The following is a 21,574-nucleotide window of genomic DNA, read 5'->3' on the forward strand; positions in this document are numbered from 1 at the left end:
TGAATGAATTCCGCCTGTTTCATCCTTTTCTTATGTTTTTATCACCAGGTGCGGGCAATGCTTGTCCTCCCTCACGGCAGGCGCGGGAATGCCGCCTCGCCTGGCAAAAAGGGGTTTTCAGACTATACTTGGAGCTGATGCGTTGACGCGGGTGGCAACAGCACGGGCCTGAAGCGTAAACAAACCGTAGGCCCAAACGAGAGAAGGAAACGATCCGCAAGACAATGAAATCTGATACGCGCTTTCTTCCCATATCATCCTTTCTCTTTAACTGCGGTAACACTTCTACGCGATCCCGTTGCGGTAGCCTGAATCATCCCCTGCACGCGATGAACGTCGCTCATCTTCACGTTGCCGCCGCGTTTAACGCGTCTTCACGGCCCCGACATTCAGGAGGAACAGTGTGAATATGCAAAAAAATGCCGCATTCCCGCTTGCGCAGGATGGCCGTTACGCTTTCTTTTTTGACGTTGACGGCACCCTTGCCGCCATCCAGCCACGACCGGAAGAGGTGTTTATCCCTGAGGACGTGGTGACAAATCTGCAACGCCTTGCTGCAATCAGCGAGGGCGCGCTGGCGCTGGTTTCCGGGCGCCCGATGGACGAGCTGGATGCGCTGGCCGCGCCGCTTCGTGTTCCGCTGGCGGGCGTGCATGGTGCCGAGCGCCGCGATCCGGCAGGTAAAACAGAAAAAATCGCCCTGCCCGAAACGGTTACCCGTGAACTTATTGTATTGTTAGAACAAGGGGTTGCCGCAATGCCGGGTACCCACCTTGAGAGCAAAGGTATGGCATTTGCGCTGCATTACCGTCAGGCTGAACACTACCAGCAGGCGGTGCTGGCGCTGGCCGAAGAGATGGTAAAACGCTTCCCTGTACTGACGCTCCAACCCGGTAAATGCGTGGTGGAGCTGAAACCAAAGGGCGTTAATAAAGGTGCGGCGATTGCGGCATTTATGCAACTGCCGCCGTTTGCCGGACGCACTCCGGTATTTATTGGTGATGATTTGACCGATGAAGCAGGATTTAAAGCGGTCAATGCCATGGAGGGTATCTCAGTAAAAGTGGGTGAGGGCGAAACGCTGGCGGGCCTGCGCCTGGCAGATGTCAACGCCGTGTATCACTGGCTTGAACAAATACTATTACAACTAAATAAAGACAAAACATCGTCGGTAAGGAGTCAAGGTTATGAGTCGTTTAGTAGTCGTATCTAACCGCATCGCTGTCCCGGATGGTTCAAAAACCAGCGCGGGCGGGCTCACCGTCGGCATTATGGACGCGCTGAAGACCACGGGAGGGCTATGGTTTGGCTGGAACGGCGAAATCAACGAAATAGGCGAAGATGACGAGGAAATGAACCTGTTCGAACAGGACAACGTGACCTACGCCTCTTTTGGCCTGAACCAGAATGATTATGATCTCTATTATCTGCAATTCTCTAATGCCGTTATCTGGCCAGCGTTTCACTACCGACTGGATTTGGTTAACTTCCAGCGGGAAGCCTGGGACGGTTATTGCCACGTCAACACCCTACTGGCAAAGCGTCTTGTACCGCTGCTGAAGCCTGACGACGTTCTGTGGATCCACGACTATCACCTGCTGCCGTTTGCCGCAGCGCTACGCAAGTTGGGTGTACAGAACCGCATCGGTTTCTTCCTGCATATTCCTTTCCCCACGCCGGAAATATTCAATGCGCTGCCGCCGCATAATGAGCTGCTGGAGATGCTGTGCGACTACGATCTGTTGGGCTTTCAGACCGAAAGCGATCGCGTCGCCTTTATTGAGTGTCTGTCATTGTTAACGGAAGTGGAAAGCGACGACAAAAAACACTACGCGTTTGGTCATCATTTCACCACTGAAGTCTATCCCATCGGGATTGAGCCAGACAGCATCAAAGAGATGGCTGAAGGCCCGCTACCGCCCAAAATGGCGGCCATGAAGAAAGATCTGGGCGATGCGAAGAACATTATCGCCTGCGAACGACTGGACTATTCCAAAGGGCTGCCGGAACGCTTTCTTGCCTATGAAGCGCTACTGGAAAACTATCCGCAGCATCGCGGGAAAATCCGTTACTCACAGATTGCGCCGACCTCACGCGGTGACGTGCAGGCTTACCAGGACATTCGTCACCAGCTTGAGACGGAAGCAGGGCGCATCAATGGCAAATACGGCACGCTTGGCTGGACGCCGCTCTACTACCTTAACCAGCATTTCGACCGGCGGCTGCTGATGAAAATTTTCCGCCTGACTGATATCGGGCTGGTAACGCCACTGCGGGATGGCATGAATCTGGTAGCGAAAGAGTATATCGCGGCGCAAAATCCTGACGATCCCGGCGTGCTGATCCTGTCCCGCTTCGCCGGGGCCGCTAACGAAATGACTGCGGCGCTTATCGTTAATCCTTACGATCGCGATGATGTGGCTGCTGCGCTGGATAAAGCGCTGACCATGCCGCACAGCGAACGCGTGTCTCGCTACAACGATTTAATGGCGGTGCTGCGTAAAAACGACATCACGCACTGGCGGGAGAGCTATCTGAAAGATCTGCTGGCCGTCACGCCGCGGGCTGAACCGAAAAACGGTGAGATGGCGACACGATAACTTTTAGCAAAATTCAGGCCAACTTTGACAAAGGGCGATCGTGGATCGCCCTTTTTTTTATCATTTCATTGGCTCTTTATGAGGATAAATCCATCAAAAAGGGCCAAAAAAAATAAAAAAACCACAAAAAACCATTTTTGACTGAAGAAAATCGCGGCCAGGCCGATAATTACCGGTCAAATTCAAAAAACCAATAAAAACATTCACATCTTTAATGTGGATACATGTTGCAATTTTGTTCTTAACGAAACACTCCCCCGCCTGTCCTTACAAAAGCTTTTCACTTCATGAAAAAAATCTGCGTTATGTCACATTTTTATCATCGTTACCTTGCAATACCATTACAGATGGTAACGTTCATAACATCTTGCCTTCAGGGTATTCAATGATAGTTTATGCTGAATTTTTGATATATTTTCAGGTAAATATGCTAATTTTTATCTTTTTTTTGTTTTTTTATCTATCAATCGCCCGATAAGAGACCTTTTTTAGAGGGTAAAGCGTCATGAATGTAAAATTTTAACAAAAAAAGGGCCTGATTGATTAGTTAGTGAACTAACCAACAGCGTGTCTGAAGGGTTTTTTTAAAGAAAATGCCAAAAAAGTGTGATGTAGATCACACTTTATCTAAAATTGCGCTTGGCTCTCGTTGTATGTCGAAATAAGAGCGATTAGAGTTGCCTTGTTTTCGGAATTGTCCTAAAACTTTCTTAAAGCGATTCGGAAAACGTCACGGAAGAAACACGGTTTTCAGGAGCAGCACCTGGCAAAATGAGTAATGACTACTTTCTGGATGCACCTCTGGGGTGTTGATAGCTTCGTGAACGTTTGGCGTTAGCCACTAAATTTTTTGCCATCTTCAGATTTACAGAGCAGCAACCAAGGTAGCGGCGCAATCCGCAAACGTTTAAGTCGTGTTAGTCGGGATGGATAAAAAATGGGTACATCAGAATTACTCAAACACATTTATGATATTAACCTGTCATATTTACTGCTTGCTCAGCGTCTTATTAACCAGGAAAAAGCATCAGCAATGTTTCGCCTTGGCATAGATGAGCCCATGGCTGACGCCTTATCGCAGTTGACGCTGCCTGAAATGGTTAAGCTGGCGGAAACAAATCAGCTGGTTTGCCAGTTCCGTTTTAACGATCATAAAACCATTACTCGCTTAACACAGGAATCTCGCGTTGAGGATTTACAACAAATCCACACCGGCATTCTGTTATCAAGCCGCTTATTACGTAATGCATCCGGCAAGGTTGACGAAATAGCTAAAAAGAGAGCGAGCTGATGAGCGAAAAAAGTATTGTCCAGGAAGCGCGCGATATTCAGCTGGCGATGGAATTAATTACGCTTGGCGCGCGTCTGCAAATGTTAGAAAGCGAAACTCAACTGAGCCGCGGGCGCTTAATTAAGCTTTATAAAGAACTGCGCGGCAGCCCGCCGCCAAAAGGTATGCTGCCTTTTTCAACCGACTGGTTCATGACATGGGAACAGAACATTCATGCCTCTATGTTCTGTAACGCCTGGCAGTTTTTGCTGAAAAGCGGCCTGAGTAAAGGCGTGGATGCTGTCATTAAGGCCTATCGTCTTTATCTGGAACAGTGTCCGCAACAGGACGAGGGCCCGCTGTTGGCGCTGACCCGCGCCTGGACCCTGGTCCGGTTCGTTGAGAGCGGAATGCTGGAGCTGTCCGACTGCAAATGCTGCGGCGGAAGCTTTATCAACCATGCACATCAGCCGGTTGGCAGCTTTGCGTGTAGCTTGTGCCAGCCGCCATCAAGAGCGGTAAAAAGACGTAAACTTTCGGTGGAATCTGCCGATAACATTTCACAACTGCTGGATGAACCTATTAAACAAGCCGTTTAATCAAGTTCGCCACGTGGAATGAATCCAGCAGCGGTTAATACCGCTGCTTTTTTTTTGCCCGTAGCGAATAAAGAAAATGTAAAACGCAGGTTTATCTTTCACCCACACGTCACCAGACGTAAGGATTGATTGTGTTAATTATTTTGGGCTACATCCTGGTACTTGGGTCAGTGTTAGGCGGCTTTGCGATGGTAGGCGGCCACCTTGGCGCACTTTATCAACCGTCTGAATTATTAATTATCGGCGGGGCCGGTATTGGCGCATTTATTGTAGGAAATAACGGGAAAGCGATTAAAGCCACAATGAAAGCGCTACCGCTTTTAATGCGCGGCTCAAAATATAATAAAGCCGTCTATATGGATTTGATGGCGCTGCTTTATCGCCTGATGGCAAAGTCGCGCCAGCAGGGCATGCTGTCGCTGGAAAGAGATATTGATAATCCGCAGGAGAGCGAAATTTTTTCTAATTACCCACGCATCCTTGCCGATAAAAGATTAGTGGACTTCATTACCGACTATTTGCGTCTGATGGTCAGCGGCAATATGAACGCTTTTGAAATAGAAGCGCTGATGGACGAAGAAATTGAAACCTATGAGCACGAATGCGAAGTGCCTGCCACGGCGTTTCAAACCGTCGGCGATTCGCTGCCCGCATTCGGTATTGTTGCTGCGGTAATGGGCGTGGTGCACACGCTGGCGTCGGCAGACAGGCCGGCAGCCGAGCTGGGTGCGCTGATCGCTCATGCGATGGTCGGAACATTTTTAGGCATCCTGCTGGCCTACGGTTTTGTTTCACCGCTGGCAGGCGTGCTGCGACAGAAATGCGCAGAGTCCACCAAAATGATGCAGTGCATCAAAGTGACGCTGCTTTCCAGCCTGAATGGCTACGCGCCGCAGATCGCGGTGGAGTTTGGTCGCAAGACGCTCTATTCCACCGACAGGCCGTCGTTCACCGAGCTGGAGGAGCACGTACGTAACGCGAAATCACCAGCGAAACAGACATCGGACCAGGACGCATGAAGCATAACAATCACCCCATTGTGCTGGTTAAGCGCAAAAAGCATAAAAGACATGAGGGCGGACACGGCTCATGGAAGATTGCTTACGCTGACTTTATGACCGCCATGATGGCCTTTTTTATGGTGATGTGGCTCATTTCGATCTCGAACCCTCAGCAATTGGTACAAATTGCCGATTACTTTAAAACACCGCTCAAGGTCGCGCTGACCGGCGGCGCCCGCAGCAGCGACAGCGACAGCCCTATCCCTGGCGGCGGCGATGACCCGACGAAAAAGACGGGGGAAGTAATGAAGCAACCTGATATCGATCTGGATGCACAGAAGCGCAAGCTGGAGGAGATTCGCCTCAACCGCCTGCGCGAAAAGCTTGATCAACTGATTGAAGCGGACCCGCGACTGAAGGCGCTACGTCCCCACCTGATTATCAATATGGTGGAAGAGGGGCTGCGTATTCAGATTATCGACAGCGAAAACCGGCCGATGTTTAAAACCGGCAGTGCGGAGGTAGAACCTTATATGCGCGATATTTTGCGGGCTATTGCGCCGATCCTTAACGATATTCCCAATAAAATGAGCCTTGCGGGCCATACCGATGATTTTCAGTACGCGTCGGGCGATCGCGGCTACAGCAACTGGGAACTGTCAGCAGACAGGGCTAACGCCTCGCGCCGCGAGCTGATCGCCGGCGGCCTGGCCGCAGGCAAAATGCTGCGCGTGGTGGGCATGGCCGACACCATGAGATTAAAAAACCGCGGTGCGGATGATGCCGTAAACCGCAGAATCAGTCTGCTGGTACTGAACCATGATACGGAAATGCAGATTGAGAAGGAGAACTCTGAAAGCGATGCCGTACAAATTAGTGACAGCAGCACCATGAATTTAAAACAGATAGCTGCGCCGGCGATGCCGTCAGCGGCCAATCCAAACCCTCAACCCCCACAGGCTGAGCCTGCGGCAAACGGCGCAACTCCGGCGGCTTCGGCCCCGGCAGCGCCGGCGCCAGCGGCCCAGACCGATCGCGACTCACAGCAGAGGTGATACCGTGAGCATGGATATCAGCGATTTTTACCAGACGTTTTTCGATGAGGCTGATGAGCTGTTGGCCGATATGGAACAACACCTGTTGGGGTTAGACCCACAGGATCCGGATTCGGAGCAGCTTAATGCCATTTTCCGTGCGGCCCACTCGATCAAAGGGGGGGCGGGAACCTTCGGGTTTACCGTATTGCAGGAAACCACGCACATTCTGGAAAACATACTCGATGGTGCACGGCGCGGCGAAATGCAGCTCAGCACCGATATCATCAACCTGTTTTTGGAAACCAAAGATATTATGCAAGAACAGCTGGATGCGTATAAAACCGCCACGGAACCGAACGCCGAGACGTTCGCTTACATCTGCCAGGCACTGCGTCAGCTGGCGCTGGAGGCCAAAGGCGAAGTGGTCAACGCGCCAAACGTCGCTGAAACCGCACCGACGGCGGCCCCCGCTGCAAGCGGACTGCGTCTTGCACTGGTTGATTTAAAACCCGGCGAAATTCCGCTGATGCTGGAAGAGTTGGGCAACCTTGGCACGCTTTCCGACGTGGTCAAAGGCGAAAGCAGCGTGGAGGTCACGCTCGACTCTTCGGTCGGGCAGGATGATATTGTCGCCGTACTCTGTTTTGTCATCGAAGAGTCACAGATTAAATTCATCAGCGCCGCCGCACCGGCAGCGCCAGAAGAGGTCGCTGAGGTGGCGGAAGTCACAGAGGAAGCGCCTGCGCTGGCGACGGTGACCGATATCACGCCGGCAGCGAAGCGTGAAAGCGCGAAGAAGCCTGCGGCGCCAAAAGTCAGCGAATCTACCAGTATTCGTGTTGCGGTAGAGAAGGTCGATCAGCTGATCAACCTGGTGGGCGAGTTGGTGATCACGCAGTCGATGCTGGCGCAGCGTTCGGGCGAACTCGACCCTGTCGCGCACGGCGACCTGCTGAACAGTATGGGCATACTTGAGCGAAACGCGCGCGATCTTCAGGAATCGGTGATGTCCATCCGCATGATGCCGATGGAGTATGTCTTCAGCCGCTTCCCGCGCCTGGTGCGCGATCTGGCCAGCAAGCTCGGCAAGGAAGTGGAACTGACGCTGGAAGGCAGCTCAACAGAACTCGATAAGAGCCTGATTGAACGTATTATCGATCCGTTAACGCACCTGGTGCGCAACAGCCTCGACCATGGTATTGAAACGCCGGATAAGCGCGCTGAAGTGGGTAAAAATCCTGTCGGCAACCTGACGCTTTCGGCGGAACATCAGGGCGGCAGCATCTGTATTGAAGTCCGCGACGACGGCGCAGGCCTGAATCGTGAACGCATTCTGGCTAAGGCGCTCTCTTCCGGGCTGCCGGTCAGCGAATCAATGAGCGACGAAGAGGTCGGCATGCTGATTTTCGCGCCGGGCTTCTCCACCGCCGAGCAGGTGACCGATGTCTCCGGGCGCGGCGTGGGCATGGACGTGGTGAAACGTAACATCCAGGAGATGGGCGGCCACGTTGAAATCGCGTCGAAACAGGGCCGGGGCACCACAATCCGCATCCTGCTGCCGCTGACGCTGGCGATCCTCGACGGCATGTCTGTACGCGTGGCAGACGAAGTCTTTATTCTGCCGCTCAACGCGGTGATGGAATCATTGCAGCCGCTGGCGAACGATTTGCATCCGCTGGCGGGGGGCGAACGCGTGCTGGAAGTGCGTGGCGAATATCTGCCGCTGGTTGAACTGTGGAACATCTTCGATGTACAGGATGCGAAAACAGAAGCGACGCAGGGCATCGTGGTGATCCTGCAAAGCGCAGGCAAGCGCTACGCCTTGCTGGTAGACCAGCTGATCGGCCAGCACCAGGTGGTGGTCAAAAACCTTGAAAGTAATTATCGCAAAGTGCCGGGCATTTCTGCGGCCACCATCCTTGGCGATGGCAGCGTGGCGCTGATTGTTGATGTATCGGCCCTGCAATCCCTCAACCGTGAAAAGCGTGTGGCGGGAGCCGCAGCCTGACCTTAACCGATTAAGGATAAAACTATGACTGGAATGGCAACTGTCACTAAACTCGCTGGCGAAACCGTCGGTCAGGAGTTCCTGGTATTTACGCTGGGTGACGAAGAGTACGGTATTGATATTCTGAAAGTACAGGAGATCCGCGGTTACGATCAGGTCACGCGTATCGCCAACACGCCGCATTTTATTAAAGGGGTGACTAACCTGCGCGGCGTGATCGTGCCGATTATCGATCTGCGCCTCAAGTTCGCGCAGCCGGATGTGGACTACAACGAAAACACCGTGGTGATCGTGCTGAATCTTGAGCACCGCGTGGTGGGCATCGTAGTGGACGGCGTGTCTGACGTGCTGTCGCTGACGCAGGATCAGATCCGTCCTTCGCCTGAATTTGCGGTAACCATGTCCACCGAATACCTGACCGGCCTCGGCGCGCTCGGCGAGCGGATGTTGATCCTGGTGGATATTGAGAAGCTGCTGAGCAGCGAAGAGATGGCCCTGATGGACACCCTGCGCAGCGCCTGATTTACCCCGCAACACAGTAACAGGCCGATAAAGGTCGGCCTGTTACAGCTTGAAATAAAACCCCGCAATTTATTTAATTAAGAAACTTTTTGCACCATTTATTGCCAGTGTGGCAGCATAAAGTTTGGTTTTACTGCGCCGATAATCCTGATGTTACTTTAACGTTAAACTCCAGGGTGTTCTATGTTTAAAAATATAAAAGTCGTCACCAGCCTGCTGCTGGTTCTGCTGGTCTTCGGTGCGCTACAGCTCATCGCCGGCGGTCTGTTCATCCATGCGCTGAACAACGATAAAAACAGCTTTTCCGTTGCGCAGACCTCCAATGAAAACATCTCTTCCCTTACCGACAGTTGGATCGCGCTTAACCAGGCGCGTATCGCGCTGAACCGCGGCATGCTGCGTATGCAGAATACGGCGTTGAATAACGGCAGCAGCGCTTCGCTCACCGTCATCAGCCAGCAAACCCGTGACCTGCTGGCCAGCGCGCAAAAATCGTATGACATTTACCAAAAGCTGCCCGATACGCCGGGGCTGTCTGGCGTCACCGTCGACAGTCTGGAACAGAGTTACGCTGTCTATGCCAAAGCGCTCGGCACCATGCTGACCCTGATGGACAATAATCAGCTTGATGAGATGTTTAAGCTGAACATCGATCAGAAACAGAGTGAGATGCAGACGGCCTACACCAACTGGCGCAACGCGCAAAATGTGCTGACCGTGCAGGGCGTCTCCGATAACCAGCGCGCCTATACCAAAATGCTGTGGGTGATTTCAGCGGTAATGGTGCTGGTCATTGCGCTGATCGGCCTGTGCTGGACAGGTCTGCGCTCAATACTGATTAAGCCCCTCCAGCAGAACATTGCGCACATCAGCCAGATTGCGGCGGGGGATTTAACCCACACGATTCAGGTTGTCGGGCGTAACGAAATGGCGAGCCTGGCCTCAAGCCTGAAAGAGATGCAGCAGGCGCTGATCCGCACCGTCAGCGACGTGCGCGATGGTTCCGACGCCATCTATACCGGCGCGAGCGAAATTGCCGCGGGCAACAACGATCTTTCCGCACGCACTGAAGAGCAGGCCGCCTCGCTGGAGGAAACGGCTGCCAGCATGGAGCAGCTTACCGCGACCGTGAAACAGAACGCCGAAAACGCCCGTCAGGCTTCTCAACTGGCGCTGAGCGCATCGGAAACCGCCGTCAAAGGGGGTAAAGTGGTCGACAACGTGGTGAAAACCATGAGCGATATTGCCGGTAGTTCGAAGAAAATCGCCGACATTATCAGCGTTATTGACGGCATTGCCTTTCAGACAAATATTCTGGCGCTCAATGCGGCGGTGGAAGCCGCACGTGCCGGTGAACAGGGACGCGGCTTTGCCGTGGTTGCCGGCGAAGTACGTAATCTTGCCCAGCGCAGCGCGCAGGCGGCGAAAGAGATTAAGAGCCTGATTGAAGACTCGGTTAATCGCGTTGACAGCGGCACCGTATTGGTCGGGACGGCAGGCGACACCATGCATGATATCGTCAACGCCGTGACCCGCGTGACCGATATTATGGGTGAAATTGCCTCTGCCTCCGATGAGCAGAGCCGCGGTATCGACCAGGTTGGCACGGCCGTAACCGAGATGGATCGCGTGACGCAGCAGAACGCCTCGCTGGTGGAAGAGTCCGCCACGGCGGCGGCGGCGCTGGAGGATCAGGCCAGCCGTCTGACCCAGGCGGTTGCGGTATTCCGCCTGCGTAAAGCGCAGAGCCTGAGCGCCGCGCGACCGGTCCCGGCGAAAGCGTTGCTCAGCCCTGGCAGAGTCGCCGCACCGGCGGTCGCCGAAGGCAACTGGGAAACGTTCTGATCTCTTCATTCGCGGAGGCAGGCGCCTCCGCGACGTTATTTCGTGATAAAGATCTCATTATTTCTGCCGATAACAGAGCCTCTTCTCCCTGTTCAGAGGTGGTTATGTTCAAGCGTGTCAAAGTGGTTACCGGTCTGATTAGCGTGCTGATAGTGTTCGCCGTTCTTCAGTTGGGCACCGGTGGGATTTTTTTCAACAATATTACCAACGATAAAGAAAACTTTGCTTTTAACCAGCGCCTGCGCGTGCTTCAGCAGGCGATGGGCACCTCATGGGTTTCGCTGGTTAAAACCCGCAACACGCTGAACCGGGCCGCTATTCGTACGCTTCAGGATGCCAGCCAGACCGGATCGGGCGCCACCGTTGGCGAACTGATGACGCTGGCGCGTCAGGAACTGGAGGCGGCCGATCGCGGACTGGCGGTGTTCAACGCCAACCTGTCTGAGCAGGGTAAAACGGCTGAAAACGTTAAGGCGTTGCAGGCCAGCTATCAACAGCTCCACGACGCGCTGAACGATCTGATTACCATGATGCAAACGGGCCGACTCGGCGACTTTATCGCCCAGCCGACGCAGAGCTATCAGGATGCCTTCCAGGCAAAGTACGACGCCTGGCTGGAAACCAACAACCAGCTTTCCGCTACCGCCACTGAGCTTAACCAGAGTGCTTATCAACAAACGGTGTGGACGCTGGCGACAGGACTGCTGGTCATGCTGGCCGCGTGCGTGCTGGCGTGGAGCGGCATCGTGAATATTCTGCTGCGTCCGCTGAAAAGCAATATTGAACATATTAAACACATTGCGCGCGGCGATCTTACTCAGCCTATTGACGCGACCGGCCGCAACGAAATGTCGCAGCTGGCGGACAGCCTGCATGAGATGCAGCAGGCGCTGATCCGCACCGTCAGCAACGTGCGTGACGGCGCAGAGGCCATTTTCACCGGCGCCAGCGAAATCGCCACGGGCAATAACGACCTCTCCAGCCGCACAGAACAGCAGGCGGCATCGCTACAGGAAACCGCCGCCAGCATGGAGCAACTCACCGCCACGGTGAAACAGAATGCCGAAAATGCGCGACAGGCTTCACAACTGGCGCTGAGCGCCTCCGGCACCGCGCAGCAGGGCGGCAAAGTGATTGACGGCGTGGTGAAAACCATGAGCGACATTGCCGGAAGTTCAAAGAAAATTGCCGATATTACCGGTGTAATTGACGGTATTGCCTTCCAGACCAACATCCTGGCCCTGAACGCGGCGGTAGAAGCGGCGCGCGCGGGAGAGCAGGGGCGCGGTTTTGCCGTGGTGGCCGGTGAAGTACGCAATCTGGCGCAGCGCAGCGCGCAGGCGGCGAAAGAGATCAAAGGACTTATCGAAGACTCGGTTGCGCGTGTTGATACCGGTTCGGTGCTGGTGGAAAGCGCAGGCGAAACCATGGCGGACATCGTCAGCGCCGTCACCCGCGTCACCGACATTATGGGCGAAATTTCTTCCGCCTCCGACGAGCAGAGCCGGGGAATCGACCAGGTGGGCGTCGCCGTTAACGAGATGGATCGCGTAACGCAGCAGAACGCCTCGCTGGTGGAAGAGTCCGCTTCGGCCGCCGCCGCGCTGGAAGTGCAGGCCAGCCAGCTGACGCAGGCAGTGGCGGTATTTCAAATACGTAAAGAAAATGTTATCCAGGCCGTTAATGTAAGCAGGGCACAAAATAACCCGCCCGCTGTCGCTCTTGCCGCGCCTGTTGCACTGGCGATAAAAGATAATTGGGAAACGTTTTAATCCCGTTTAAAGGCCCATGTTGGGCAACTACACCAGGAGTCACTGATGTTTAATCAGCTTCGTATTTCAACGTCGATAATCTTTCTGCTGGGGGTGTTCTGCCTCATGCAGATCGCCAGTAACGGTCTGTCGTTTAACTCCTTTCGTCAGGATGCCAGGAATATGCATCAGGTGGAAGTTAGCGGCACTCAGCGCGAGACGCTGAGCGAAACCTGGGCGGCGCTGTTAAGCGCTCGCGTCACGCTCAGCCGCGCCGGAACGCGTGCTGCGCTGAGCGCGCCGCGCGATCAGGTCACAAGTTTAATGACAAAGGCTCAGGAAGAGCTGGATGCTGCCGATAAAGCATATAAGCGGTTCGACGCGATACCGGTGCTGACGCCGGAAGGCAGCGAACTGAAAAAAGCGATGGGCGTGGTCTATAACGACTATTCGCATGAGCTGGGCCAGCTGATCGTCTACTTACAGAACTATCAGCTACAGGATTTCCTGGATTCGCCGACGCAGGGCGTACAGGACAAATTTAAGGTGCAGTATAACCGCTGGATAACGCATATCGACCTGCTGCGCCAGCATGCCAGCGAGGAGAGTAAAGGATTCTACTCGCAGTCGATGGTGATATTTTGCGCTGCGGTGGTGCTCTCGCTGTTGGTTACGTTTATTGGCTTCATCTGGGTAAGAAAAGCAGTGATTGCGCCGCTGGCGCTGATGCGCGGCCATTTTGAACGCATCGCCTCCGGCAACCTGGGCGGCACCATCGTGATTGCAGGGCGCAACGAGTTAACACAGCTTTTTACCAGCCTGAGAGCGATGCAGGACGAACTGGCGGCAACGGTGAGTCGCGTGCGCGACGGCAGCCAGTCGATGCAGACCGGCATCCGCGAAATCGCCGCAGGCAATAACGATCTCTCCGCCCGTACCGAGCAGCAGGCTTCTTCGCTGGCGGAAACGGCAGCGAGTATGGAACAACTTACCGCGACGGTGACCGGCAACGCAGAAAATGCGCGTCAGGCCTCGCAGTTGGCAAAAGAAGCATCGACTACCGCCCATAAAGGCGGCGCGCTGACCGGCAACGTGGTAACCACCATGAGCGAAATAGCCCGCAGCTCGAAGAAGATTGGCGATATCACCAGCGTGATCGACGGCATCGCTTTCCAGACCAATATTCTGGCGCTCAACGCGGCGGTAGAAGCGGCGCGGGCAGGCGAGCAGGGCCGGGGGTTCGCGGTGGTCGCCGGCGAAGTGCGCAGTCTGGCGCAGCGCAGCGCGCAGGCGGCGAAAGAGATTAAAAGTCTGATTGAAGAGTCGGTGAGCCGCGTCGATCAGGGCTCGGTACTGGTGGCGTCGGCGGGCGAAACCATGGATGAGATTGTACAGAGCGTCACGCGCGTTAACGACATCATGGGCGAAATCGCCTCGGCGTCTGACGAGCAGCGTCGCGGTATTGAACAGGTCGCACTGGCGGTCAGCCAGATGGATCAGGTGACACAACAGAACGCCGCGCTGGTTGAGGAAGCGGCAGCAGCCACTGAAGCTCTTGAAGCACAGGCAGAACATCTGACGGGCGCGGTGAGCAGATTCTCACTCAGTGATACGGATCAGGTTGCCATGCAGGCTTACAGGGAAAATAGCACTGTTTTGACCCCTTAATCTGCAATTTGCAGGGTGGCATTTTATGAAAAAATCGACAACGTTAGCACCGGCGGATACCACAACGCTGTTGGCACAGATGGTTCAGCGTCTGCCGTTATCCGATACGCACTTTAAGCGGATAAGCCAGCTGATTTATCAGCGAGCCGGTATTGTTCTTGCCGATCACAAGCGGGAAATGGTTTACAACCGCCTTGTGCGCAGGCTGAGAACGCTGGGCCTTGACGACTTTGGACGCTACCTTGCGCTGCTGGAGAACGATTCCAATAGCCCGGAGTGGCAGGCATTTATTAATGCGCTGACCACAAACCTGACGGCCTTTTTTCGTGAAGCGCACCATTTTCCGATTCTGGCTGAACACGCTAAAAAGCGCAGCGGTAGCTTTAACGTCTGGTGCGCGGCGGCGTCCACGGGCGAGGAGCCTTACTCAATCGCGCTGACGCTGGCGGAAACGCTCGGCAGCGGGCCGGGCAAGTTCCAGGTGCACGCAACGGATATCGATACGCAGGTGCTGGAAAAGGCGTTGGCGGGCGTGTATCGCCAGGAAGAGCTGCGTACGCTTTCGTCCCAGCAGCTACAAAAATTCTTTTTTCGCGGTACCGGACCGCACGCAGGGATGGTGAGAGTTCGTCCGGAACTGGCGAATATGATTAGTTTTGCCCAACTTAATTTGCTGGCTAACGAGTGGGCGGTTCCCGGCCCGTTTGACGCGATTTTTTGTCGTAACGTGATGATTTACTTTGATAAGGAAACCCAGGAGAAAATTCTGCGGCGTTTTGTCACCATGCTGAAGCCGGGCGGTATCTTGTTTGCCGGCCACTCAGAGAACTTCAGCCAGATCAGTAAAGAATTTTATCTGCGCGGCCAGACGGTCTACGGACTGACTAAGGAAAGATGATGGGAAAAATCAAAGTATTATGCGTCGACGACTCAGCCCTGATGCGGCAGTTGATGACGGAAATCATTAACAGTCATTCGGATATGGAGATGGTGGCTTCTGCGCCGGACCCACTGGTTGCACGGGATTTGATCAAACAATTTAACCCGGACGTGCTGACGCTGGATGTGGAAATGCCGCGCATGGATGGGCTGGATTTTCTGGAAAAACTGATGCGGCTGCGGCCGATGCCGGTGGTCATGGTTTCGTCGTTGACCGGCAAAGGGTCGGAAATCACGCTCCGCGCGCTGGAACTGGGGGCGGTGGATTTTGTCACCAAACCGTCGCTGGGCATTCGCGAAGGAATGCTGGCCTACAGCCAGATGATCGCCGATAAAGTGCGAGCCGCATCGCGTGCCAGATTGCAGATGCGCGGCCCGCAAACGGCGCCGCAGGTACTGAAGGCCGGGCCGCTGCTGAGCAGTGAAAAGCTGATCGCTATCGGCGCCTCGACCGGCGGTACGGAAGCCATCAGGCACGTGCTTCAGCCGCTTCCGGCCACCAGTCCGGCGCTGCTGATCACTCAGCATATGCCCGCCGGTTTTACCCGCTCATTTGCGGAGCGACTGAACAAACTTTGCCAGATAACGGTGAAAGAGGCGGAGGATGGCGAGCGTATTTTGCCCGGTCACGCCTATATCGCTCCTGGCGCTATGCACCTGGAGCTGTCGCGCAGCGGCGCTAACTATCAGGTGAAGCTGAATGAAGGGCCGCCGGTAAATCGACACAAGCCGTCAGTGGACGTGCTGTTTAATTCTGTGGCGCAGTATGCCGGAAGAAATGCCGTTGGCGTGATCCTGACCGGCATGGGCAATGACGGTGCGGCGGGTCTGCTGGCGATGAATAAAGCCGGCGCCTGGACCATCGCGCAGAACGAAGCAAGCTGCGTTGTCTTTGGTATGCCCCGTGAAGCAATAGCCATGGGGGGAGCAAGCGAGGTGGTGGATCTGCACCAAATCAGCCAGCACATGTTGGCAAAAATTAGCGCCGGACAGGCATTACGTATATAAGCAGCGCCCGTCCCGCGGGGCTACGCAAAACAGGAGTAAGTATGGTTGATAAAAATATGCGGTTTCTGGTGGTCGACGATTTCAATACCATGCGTCGTATCGTCCGTAACCTGTTAAAAGAGCTGGGCTTCAATAACGTTGACGAAGCAGAAGATGGCGTTGACGCCCTGACCAAACTGCGCGCTGGCGGATTTGACTTTGTGGTCTCCGACTGGAATATGCCCAATATGGATGGCCTGCAACTGTTGCAAACCATTCGCGCAGACGCCACGCTCGGCAAACTGCCCGTGCTGATGGTCACGGCGGAAGCGAAGAAAGAGAACATCATTGCGGCTGCTCAGGCTGGTGCCAGCGGCTACGTCGTTAAACCTTTTACGGCAGCTACCCTTGAAGAGAAGTTAGGTAAGATCTTCGAAAAGCTGGGTATGTAAGGAGCCGACATGAGCGAACTTATCAAACCGAGCACGGATGCGGCCTCTGCGCAGGACATCGTAACCCGTATTGGCTCGCTGACGCGTATGCTGCGCGACAGCCTGCGGGAACTTGGGCTGGACCAGGCCATCGCCGAAGCGGCTGAGGCCATTCCCGACGCGCGCGATCGTCTGGATTATGTGGTGCAAATGACCGCGCAGGCGGCCGAGCGTGCCCTGAACTGCGTTGAGGCGTCACAGCCGCGTCAGACGCAGATGGAGAATGAAGCGAAATCGCTGAAAGGGCGCTGGGACGAATGGTTTGAGCATCCTGTCGAGCTGGCGGATGCCCGTTCGCTGGTAACCGACACCCGCGGCTTCCTCGACGCGGTGCCGGGACATACCTCGTTCACTAACGCCCAGTTAATGGAAATCATGATGGCGCAGGATTTCCAGGATCTCACCGGGCAGGTGATCAAGCGCATGATGGACGTGATTCAGGAAATTGAGCGTCAACTGCTGATGGTGCTGCTGGAAAACATGCCAGAACCGTCTTCTGCGCGTGCGAAGAAAGATGCGGACAGCCTGCTGAACGGCCCGCAGATCAACGGCGCGGCGCCTGGCGTAGTGGCTAACCAGGATCAGGTTGACGATCTGCTGGACAGCCTCGGCTTCTGAGTTCGTCCTGAAGCGATTCGCTCACCGTGTTGATGCCCGTTATCGACACGGCGAGCGACGCCTGCTTTTCTTCCACACCCGCCGACCATCCGCGAAATAACCTCCTTTTTACGCGTTTACTCGCGCCATTATCCCTGCGCCGCTCTGGCATGATGAACCCTGAAATTTCTGTCAGGGGTGAGCTGCCGTGGCTGGAGACAGCGAAGAAGAGAAGACCGAATCCCCCACCGCGCACCGACTTGAAAAGGCGCGCGAAGAGGGGCAGATCCCGCGTTCGCGTGAACTCACCTCCGTGTTGATGCTGGTCGCGGGTCTGAGCATTCTGTGGATTGGCGGCGAAAGCATGGCGCGCAAGCTGGGCGCGGTGCTGGCTGACGGCCTTAACTTCAATCACTCGGTGGTGAGCGACACCAGCCAGATGCTACACCAGATCGCGAATTTAATTACCCAGGCGGTGTTTGCGCTGTTGCCGATGATGGCCGGTTTAGTGCTGGTAGCGATTGCCGCGCCGATGCTGTTAGGCGGCGTTTTGCTCAGCGGCAAAGCCATTAAGTTTGACCTCGGCAAAATGAACCCGATTAAAGGGCTGGCAAAGCTGATTTCCGGCCAGACGGCGGCGGAGCTGGTGAAAGCCATTCTGAAGGCCGTGCTGGTTGGGTGCGTGACCTGGCTTTACCTGCGCAGCCACTGGCCGGATATGCTGCGTTTAATCAGCGAATCGCCTTTTATTGCGCTGGCCAGCGCGCTGAATATGATTGCGATGTGCAGCCTGCTGGTGGTGCTTGGCCTGACGCCGATGGTCGGTTTTGACGTTTTCTGGCAGCTCTACAGTTATTTTAAAGGGCTGCGCATGACCCGCCAGGACATCCGCGACGAATACAAGCAGCAGGAGGGCGATCCGCACGTGAAAGGACGCATCCGGCAGCAGATGCGCGCCGCCGCGCGGCGGCGAATGATGGCCGACGTGCCCAAAGCGGATGTCATTGTCACCAACCCAACGCACTACTCGGTGGCGTTGCAGTATGACGAGCTCAAAATGAGCGCGCCAAAGGTCGTGGCGAAAGGTGCAGGCGAGATCGCGCTTCGCATCCGCGAACTGGGTAAAGAACACCGTATTCCCGTACTGGAAGCACCGCCGCTGGCGCGTGCGCTCTACCGGCACAGTGAAATTGGTCAGCATATACCGGGAACGTTATATGCGGCCGTGGCAGAAGTACTCGCCTGGGTCTGGCAGCTCCGTCGCTGGAAGCTTGAAGGCGGCCTGGCCCCGAAAAAACCTGATAATCTCCCGGTGCCGGCAGCGCTGGACTTTGGCTCAAGAGAAGAAGACTGATGGCAAATCTGACCGCGTTATTACGGTTACCCAATATGAAAGATACCCAATGGCAGGTGATGGCCGGGCCGGTATTGATTCTGATGATCCTGTCGATGATGGTGCTGCCGCTGCCGCCTTTCATCCTCGATCTGCTGTTTACCTTTAACATTGCGCTGTCGATTATGGTGCTGCTGGTGGCGATGTTCACCCAGCGCACGCTGGAGTTCGCTGCTTTCCCGACCATCCTGCTCTTCTCAACGCTGCTGCGCCTGGCGCTCAACGTGGCGTCCACCCGTATCATCCTGATGGAAGGCCATACCGGCGGGGCGGCAGCGGGACGCGTGGTGGAAGCGTTCGGCCACTTCCTCGTGGGCGGCAACTTCGCTATCGGTATCGTGGTATTTATCATTCTGGTGATCATCAACTTTATGGTTATCACCAAGGGCGCGGGACGTATTGCGGAAGTGGGCGCCCGTTTCGTGCTGGACGGCATGCCAGGCAAGCAGATGGCGATTGACGCCGATCTCAATGCCGGATTGATCGGTGAAGACGAAGCGAAAAAACGTCGCTCCGAGGTGACGCAGGAAGCGGACTTCTACGGTTCGATGGACGGTGCAAGTAAATTCGTTCGCGGTGACGCCGTCGCGGGCATCATGATCATGGTGATTAACGTTATCGGCGGACTGCTGGTTGGGGTGATGCAGCACGGTCTCGACGTGGGACACGCCGCGGAAACCTATACGCTGCTGACTATCGGTGACGGTCTGGTCGCGCAGATCCCGGCGCTGGTTATCTCTACCGCCGCGGGCGTTATCGTTACGCGCGTCAGCACCGATCAGGATGTTGGCGAGCAGATGGTGAGCCAGCTGTTCAAAAACCCCCGAGTGATGATGCTGAGCGCCGGCGTACTGGGCCTGCTGGGCCTGGTGCCCGGCATGCCAAACCTCGTTTTCCTGCTGTTTACTGCTGCGCTGCTGGGCCTCGCCTGGTATCTGCGCGGCAAAGAATCACAGCCGAAGATGGCACCGCAGACCCTGACGCGTCCTGTTGAAACGGCGTCGACCGTTGAAGCCTCGTGGACCGATGTGCAGCTTGAGGACAGCCTGGGAATGGAAGTGGGTTACCGGCTGATCCCGATGGTCGATCACACGCAGGATGGCGAGCTGCTGGGCCGTATTCGCAGTATTCGTAAGAAATTCGCGCAGGAGATGGGCTTTCTGCCGCCGGTGGTGCACATTCGTGACAACATGGATCTGCCGCCCGCGCGCTACCGTATTCTGATGAAGGGCGTGGAAATTGGCAGCGGCGATGCCTATCCGGGCCGCTGGATGGCGATAAATCCGGGCACCGCTGCGGGCACGCTGCCGGGTGAAGCGACCATCGATCCGGCCTTTGGTCTGGCGGCGGTGTGGATTGACAGCGCATTGAAAGAGCAGGCGCAAATTCAGGGCTTTACGGTGGTGGAAGCCAGTACCGTCGTGGCGACGCATCTTAATCACCTCATCGGCCAGTATGCCAGCGAGTTGTTTGGTCGTCAGGAAGCGCAGCAGCTGCTGGATCGCGTAACGCAGGATATGCCGAAGCTCACTGAAGATCTGATCCCTGGGGTTATCTCCCTGACCACGCTGCATAAAGTGTTGCAGAATCTGCTGGCAGAGCGCGTGTCCATTCGCGACATGCGCACCATTATTGAAACGCTGGCGGAGCACGCTCCGGTACAGACCGACCCGCACGAACTGACCTCCGTGGTTCGCGTCGCGCTGGGGCGCGCCATCACCCAGCAGTGGTTCCCGGGTAACGGCGAAGTGCAGGTTATCGGGCTGGACAGCACGCTGGAGCGCCTGCTGCTTCAGGCGCTTCAGGGCGGTGGTGGCCTGGAGCCGGGTCTGGCCGATCGTTTACTGGCGCAGGCGCAGGAGGCGATGGCTCATCAGGAATCCGTTGGCGCGCCGCCGGTTCTGCTGGTGAATCATCCGCTGCGTGCGCTGCTGGCCCGTTTCCTGCGCCGCAACCTGCCGCAGCTGATGGTGATTTCAAATCTGGAGTTGACCGACAACCGTCAGATCCGCATGACTTCCTCCATCGGAGGCCATTGATGAAACGCCTGCTGCCGCTGCTGCTTCTTCCGTGCATGGCGATGGCCGACGGCGGCTGGCAGGCCAGCGCCACCGGGCCGGGTATTGTTAACCGTGGTATGCAGGCGGCCTCGCCTGTGCTGGTTTCGCCGGAGGCGGTCAGCGGCACCATGACGCAGATCGCCTGGCGCTATACGCTGAACGGACCGCCGCCCGCCGATCTGCGCGTCTGGCTGTGTGCCACCAGCCGCTGCGTAGAGCTTGAAGGCGCGAGCGGCACCACAAAAGGCCTGACTAACATCAGCGCGTCAGAAAGCCTGCATTTTATTTACGGCGTGATGGGAACCGGCAGGCTGAATAAAACGCTGCGGGTGTTAAGTAATGAAGTGATGGTGAACTACCGTTAATGCTCCGTCGTAGCGGTCATGAGGGGGAGCTTACGGACGATCTGCCAGCTGCTTTTCAATAACGGCTTTATCAACGATTGACCAGACTTCAACAATCCTGTTCTTATCAAAACGATAAAAGGCGTTTTCATAAAATTGTACGCGTCGTCCATTGACGGGAATATCAAGAAACCGACCTGAGGGCGTGCAGTCGAAGGCCAGGCGACAGGCGAGATGAGGCGGTTCCACCACCAGCATGTCGACCGTGAACGCCAGGTCGGGGATGTCATGGCAGTCTTTTTCCAGCATTGCACGATAGCCCGACAGGCCCAGCGGACGTCCGTTATGTTTAACATCATCGGCGACGTAAGTGGCCAGGTTTTCCCACTCGCGACGATTGAGACAGCTGACGTAGTGACGGTAGAGGGCTGCAACAGGATTATCTGACAAATGTTACTCCCG

19 protein-coding genes are annotated in these 21,574 nt (G+C 55.4%); 18 read left to right on the forward strand and 1 reads right to left on the reverse strand.

Going from position 1 to position 21,574, the window contains the following annotated elements; genetic code table 11:
- The first annotated feature begins 409 nt into the window (after window positions 1-409).
- The 18 genes from otsB to flhE all read left to right on the forward strand — a co-directional run bounded on the left by otsB (window position 410) and on the right by flhE (window position 21,133).
- Complete coding sequence (gene otsB / locus GS12_RS12110; protein WP_034947344.1) at window positions 410-1,213, forward strand: trehalose-phosphatase; 804 nt, start codon at window positions 410-412, stop codon at window positions 1,211-1,213.
- A complete protein-coding gene (gene otsA / locus GS12_RS12115; RefSeq protein WP_034947292.1) occupies window positions 1,188-2,600 on the forward strand; it encodes an alpha,alpha-trehalose-phosphate synthase in 1,413 nt (470 codons plus the stop codon). Before otsB ends, otsA begins: the two co-directional genes overlap by 26 nt.
- Window positions 2,601-3,537: 937 nt before the next feature.
- Window positions 3,538-3,891, forward strand: coding sequence for a flagellar transcriptional regulator FlhD (gene flhD, locus GS12_RS12120; protein WP_034915493.1), 354 nt, complete (start codon window positions 3,538-3,540; stop codon window positions 3,889-3,891).
- On the forward strand, window positions 3,891-4,469 hold the full coding sequence (gene flhC / locus GS12_RS12125; RefSeq protein WP_034915491.1) for a flagellar transcriptional regulator FlhC: 579 nt from the start codon (window positions 3,891-3,893) through the stop codon (window positions 4,467-4,469). The genes flhD and flhC overlap by 1 nt, the downstream gene beginning before the upstream one ends.
- Before the next feature lie 131 nt (window positions 4,470-4,600).
- Window positions 4,601-5,488, forward strand: coding sequence for a flagellar motor stator protein MotA (gene motA, locus GS12_RS12130; RefSeq protein WP_034915488.1), 888 nt, complete (start codon window positions 4,601-4,603; stop codon window positions 5,486-5,488).
- Window positions 5,485-6,525, forward strand: coding sequence for a flagellar motor protein MotB (gene motB, locus GS12_RS12135; protein WP_034915487.1), 1,041 nt, complete (start codon window positions 5,485-5,487; stop codon window positions 6,523-6,525). Before motA ends, motB begins: the two co-directional genes overlap by 4 nt.
- A gap of 10 nt (window positions 6,526-6,535) precedes the next feature.
- Complete coding sequence (gene cheA, locus GS12_RS12140) at window positions 6,536-8,515, forward strand: chemotaxis protein CheA (protein WP_200884521.1); 1,980 nt, start codon at window positions 6,536-6,538, stop codon at window positions 8,513-8,515.
- A gap of 24 nt (window positions 8,516-8,539) precedes the next feature.
- Window positions 8,540-9,037, forward strand: a complete 498-nt coding sequence (cheW, locus tag GS12_RS12145) for a chemotaxis protein CheW (protein WP_034915483.1) — start codon at window positions 8,540-8,542, stop codon at window positions 9,035-9,037.
- A gap of 183 nt (window positions 9,038-9,220) precedes the next feature.
- Window positions 9,221-10,882 carry a methyl-accepting chemotaxis protein gene (locus GS12_RS12150; protein ID WP_034947298.1) on the forward strand — a complete coding sequence of 554 codons (1,662 nt, stop codon included), beginning with the start codon at window positions 9,221-9,223 and terminating at the stop codon, window positions 10,880-10,882.
- 104 nt (window positions 10,883-10,986) lie between these two features.
- On the forward strand, window positions 10,987-12,654 hold the full coding sequence (locus GS12_RS12155) for a methyl-accepting chemotaxis protein (RefSeq protein WP_034947301.1): 1,668 nt from the start codon (window positions 10,987-10,989) through the stop codon (window positions 12,652-12,654).
- Window positions 12,655-12,699: 45 nt separating this feature from the next.
- Window positions 12,700-14,301: a methyl-accepting chemotaxis protein gene (locus GS12_RS12160; RefSeq protein ID WP_034947304.1), complete on the forward strand. Its 1,602-nt coding sequence runs from the start codon at window positions 12,700-12,702 to the stop codon at window positions 14,299-14,301.
- A 25-nt stretch (window positions 14,302-14,326) separates the two neighbouring features.
- Window positions 14,327-15,199 (forward strand): protein-glutamate O-methyltransferase CheR, encoded by an 873-nt coding sequence (gene cheR, locus GS12_RS12165; RefSeq protein WP_034915472.1) that lies wholly within the window; start codon window positions 14,327-14,329, stop codon window positions 15,197-15,199.
- The gene (locus tag GS12_RS12170; RefSeq protein ID WP_034947307.1) at window positions 15,199-16,248 is read left to right on the forward strand and encodes a protein-glutamate methylesterase/protein-glutamine glutaminase; all 1,050 of its coding nucleotides are present in this window, start codon (window positions 15,199-15,201) and stop codon (window positions 16,246-16,248) included. Before cheR ends, GS12_RS12170 begins: the two co-directional genes overlap by 1 nt.
- Before the next feature lie 41 nt (window positions 16,249-16,289).
- On the forward strand, window positions 16,290-16,679 hold the full coding sequence (gene cheY, locus GS12_RS12175) for a chemotaxis response regulator CheY (protein ID WP_034947310.1): 390 nt from the start codon (window positions 16,290-16,292) through the stop codon (window positions 16,677-16,679).
- Between the two features lie 9 nt (window positions 16,680-16,688).
- The gene (cheZ, locus tag GS12_RS12180; RefSeq protein WP_034915467.1) at window positions 16,689-17,336 is read left to right on the forward strand and encodes a protein phosphatase CheZ; all 648 of its coding nucleotides are present in this window, start codon (window positions 16,689-16,691) and stop codon (window positions 17,334-17,336) included.
- 187 nt (window positions 17,337-17,523) lie between these two features.
- Window positions 17,524-18,669 carry a flagellar biosynthesis protein FlhB gene (gene flhB, locus GS12_RS12185; protein WP_034947313.1) on the forward strand — a complete coding sequence of 382 codons (1,146 nt, stop codon included), beginning with the start codon at window positions 17,524-17,526 and terminating at the stop codon, window positions 18,667-18,669.
- Window positions 18,669-20,747 carry a flagellar biosynthesis protein FlhA gene (flhA, locus tag GS12_RS12190; protein ID WP_034947315.1) on the forward strand — a complete coding sequence of 693 codons (2,079 nt, stop codon included), beginning with the start codon at window positions 18,669-18,671 and terminating at the stop codon, window positions 20,745-20,747. Before flhB ends, flhA begins: the two co-directional genes overlap by 1 nt.
- Window positions 20,747-21,133, forward strand: coding sequence for a flagellar protein FlhE (gene flhE / locus GS12_RS12195; RefSeq protein ID WP_034915461.1), 387 nt, complete (start codon window positions 20,747-20,749; stop codon window positions 21,131-21,133). The genes flhA and flhE overlap by 1 nt, the downstream gene beginning before the upstream one ends.
- A 30-nt stretch (window positions 21,134-21,163) precedes the next feature.
- Here flhE and GS12_RS12200 read toward each other — a convergent pair whose 3' ends face one another.
- Window positions 21,164-21,562: an ester cyclase gene (locus GS12_RS12200; RefSeq protein WP_034947318.1), complete on the reverse strand. Its 399-nt coding sequence runs from the start codon at window positions 21,560-21,562 to the stop codon at window positions 21,164-21,166.
- Between the last annotated feature and the right edge of the window lie 12 nt (window positions 21,563-21,574).

The organism is Erwinia oleae, assembly GCF_000770305.1.
Classification (GTDB): Bacteria; Pseudomonadota; Gammaproteobacteria; order Enterobacterales; family Enterobacteriaceae; genus Erwinia; species Erwinia oleae.

Coding starts and splice junctions, on each gene's coding strand:
- otsB (WP_034947344.1), top strand. CDS start 410: ATGCAAAAAAATGCCGCATTCCCGCTTGCGCAGGATGGCCGTTACGCT.
- otsA (WP_034947292.1), top strand. CDS start 1,188: ATGAGTCGTTTAGTAGTCGTATCTAACCGCATCGCTGTCCCGGATGGT.
- flhD (WP_034915493.1), top strand. CDS start 3,538: ATGGGTACATCAGAATTACTCAAACACATTTATGATATTAACCTGTCA.
- flhC (WP_034915491.1), top strand. CDS start 3,891: ATGAGCGAAAAAAGTATTGTCCAGGAAGCGCGCGATATTCAGCTGGCG.
- motB (WP_034915487.1), top strand. CDS start 5,485: ATGAAGCATAACAATCACCCCATTGTGCTGGTTAAGCGCAAAAAGCAT.
- cheA (WP_200884521.1), top strand. CDS start 6,536: ATGGATATCAGCGATTTTTACCAGACGTTTTTCGATGAGGCTGATGAG.
- cheW (WP_034915483.1), top strand. CDS start 8,540: ATGACTGGAATGGCAACTGTCACTAAACTCGCTGGCGAAACCGTCGGT.
- GS12_RS12150 (WP_034947298.1), top strand. CDS start 9,221: ATGTTTAAAAATATAAAAGTCGTCACCAGCCTGCTGCTGGTTCTGCTG.
- GS12_RS12155 (WP_034947301.1), top strand. CDS start 10,987: ATGTTCAAGCGTGTCAAAGTGGTTACCGGTCTGATTAGCGTGCTGATA.
- GS12_RS12160 (WP_034947304.1), top strand. CDS start 12,700: ATGTTTAATCAGCTTCGTATTTCAACGTCGATAATCTTTCTGCTGGGG.
- cheR (WP_034915472.1), top strand. CDS start 14,327: ATGAAAAAATCGACAACGTTAGCACCGGCGGATACCACAACGCTGTTG.
- GS12_RS12170 (WP_034947307.1), top strand. CDS start 15,199: ATGGGAAAAATCAAAGTATTATGCGTCGACGACTCAGCCCTGATGCGG.
- cheY (WP_034947310.1), top strand. CDS start 16,290: ATGGTTGATAAAAATATGCGGTTTCTGGTGGTCGACGATTTCAATACC.
- cheZ (WP_034915467.1), top strand. CDS start 16,689: ATGAGCGAACTTATCAAACCGAGCACGGATGCGGCCTCTGCGCAGGAC.
- flhA (WP_034947315.1), top strand. CDS start 18,669: ATGGCAAATCTGACCGCGTTATTACGGTTACCCAATATGAAAGATACC.
- flhE (WP_034915461.1), top strand. CDS start 20,747: ATGAAACGCCTGCTGCCGCTGCTGCTTCTTCCGTGCATGGCGATGGCC.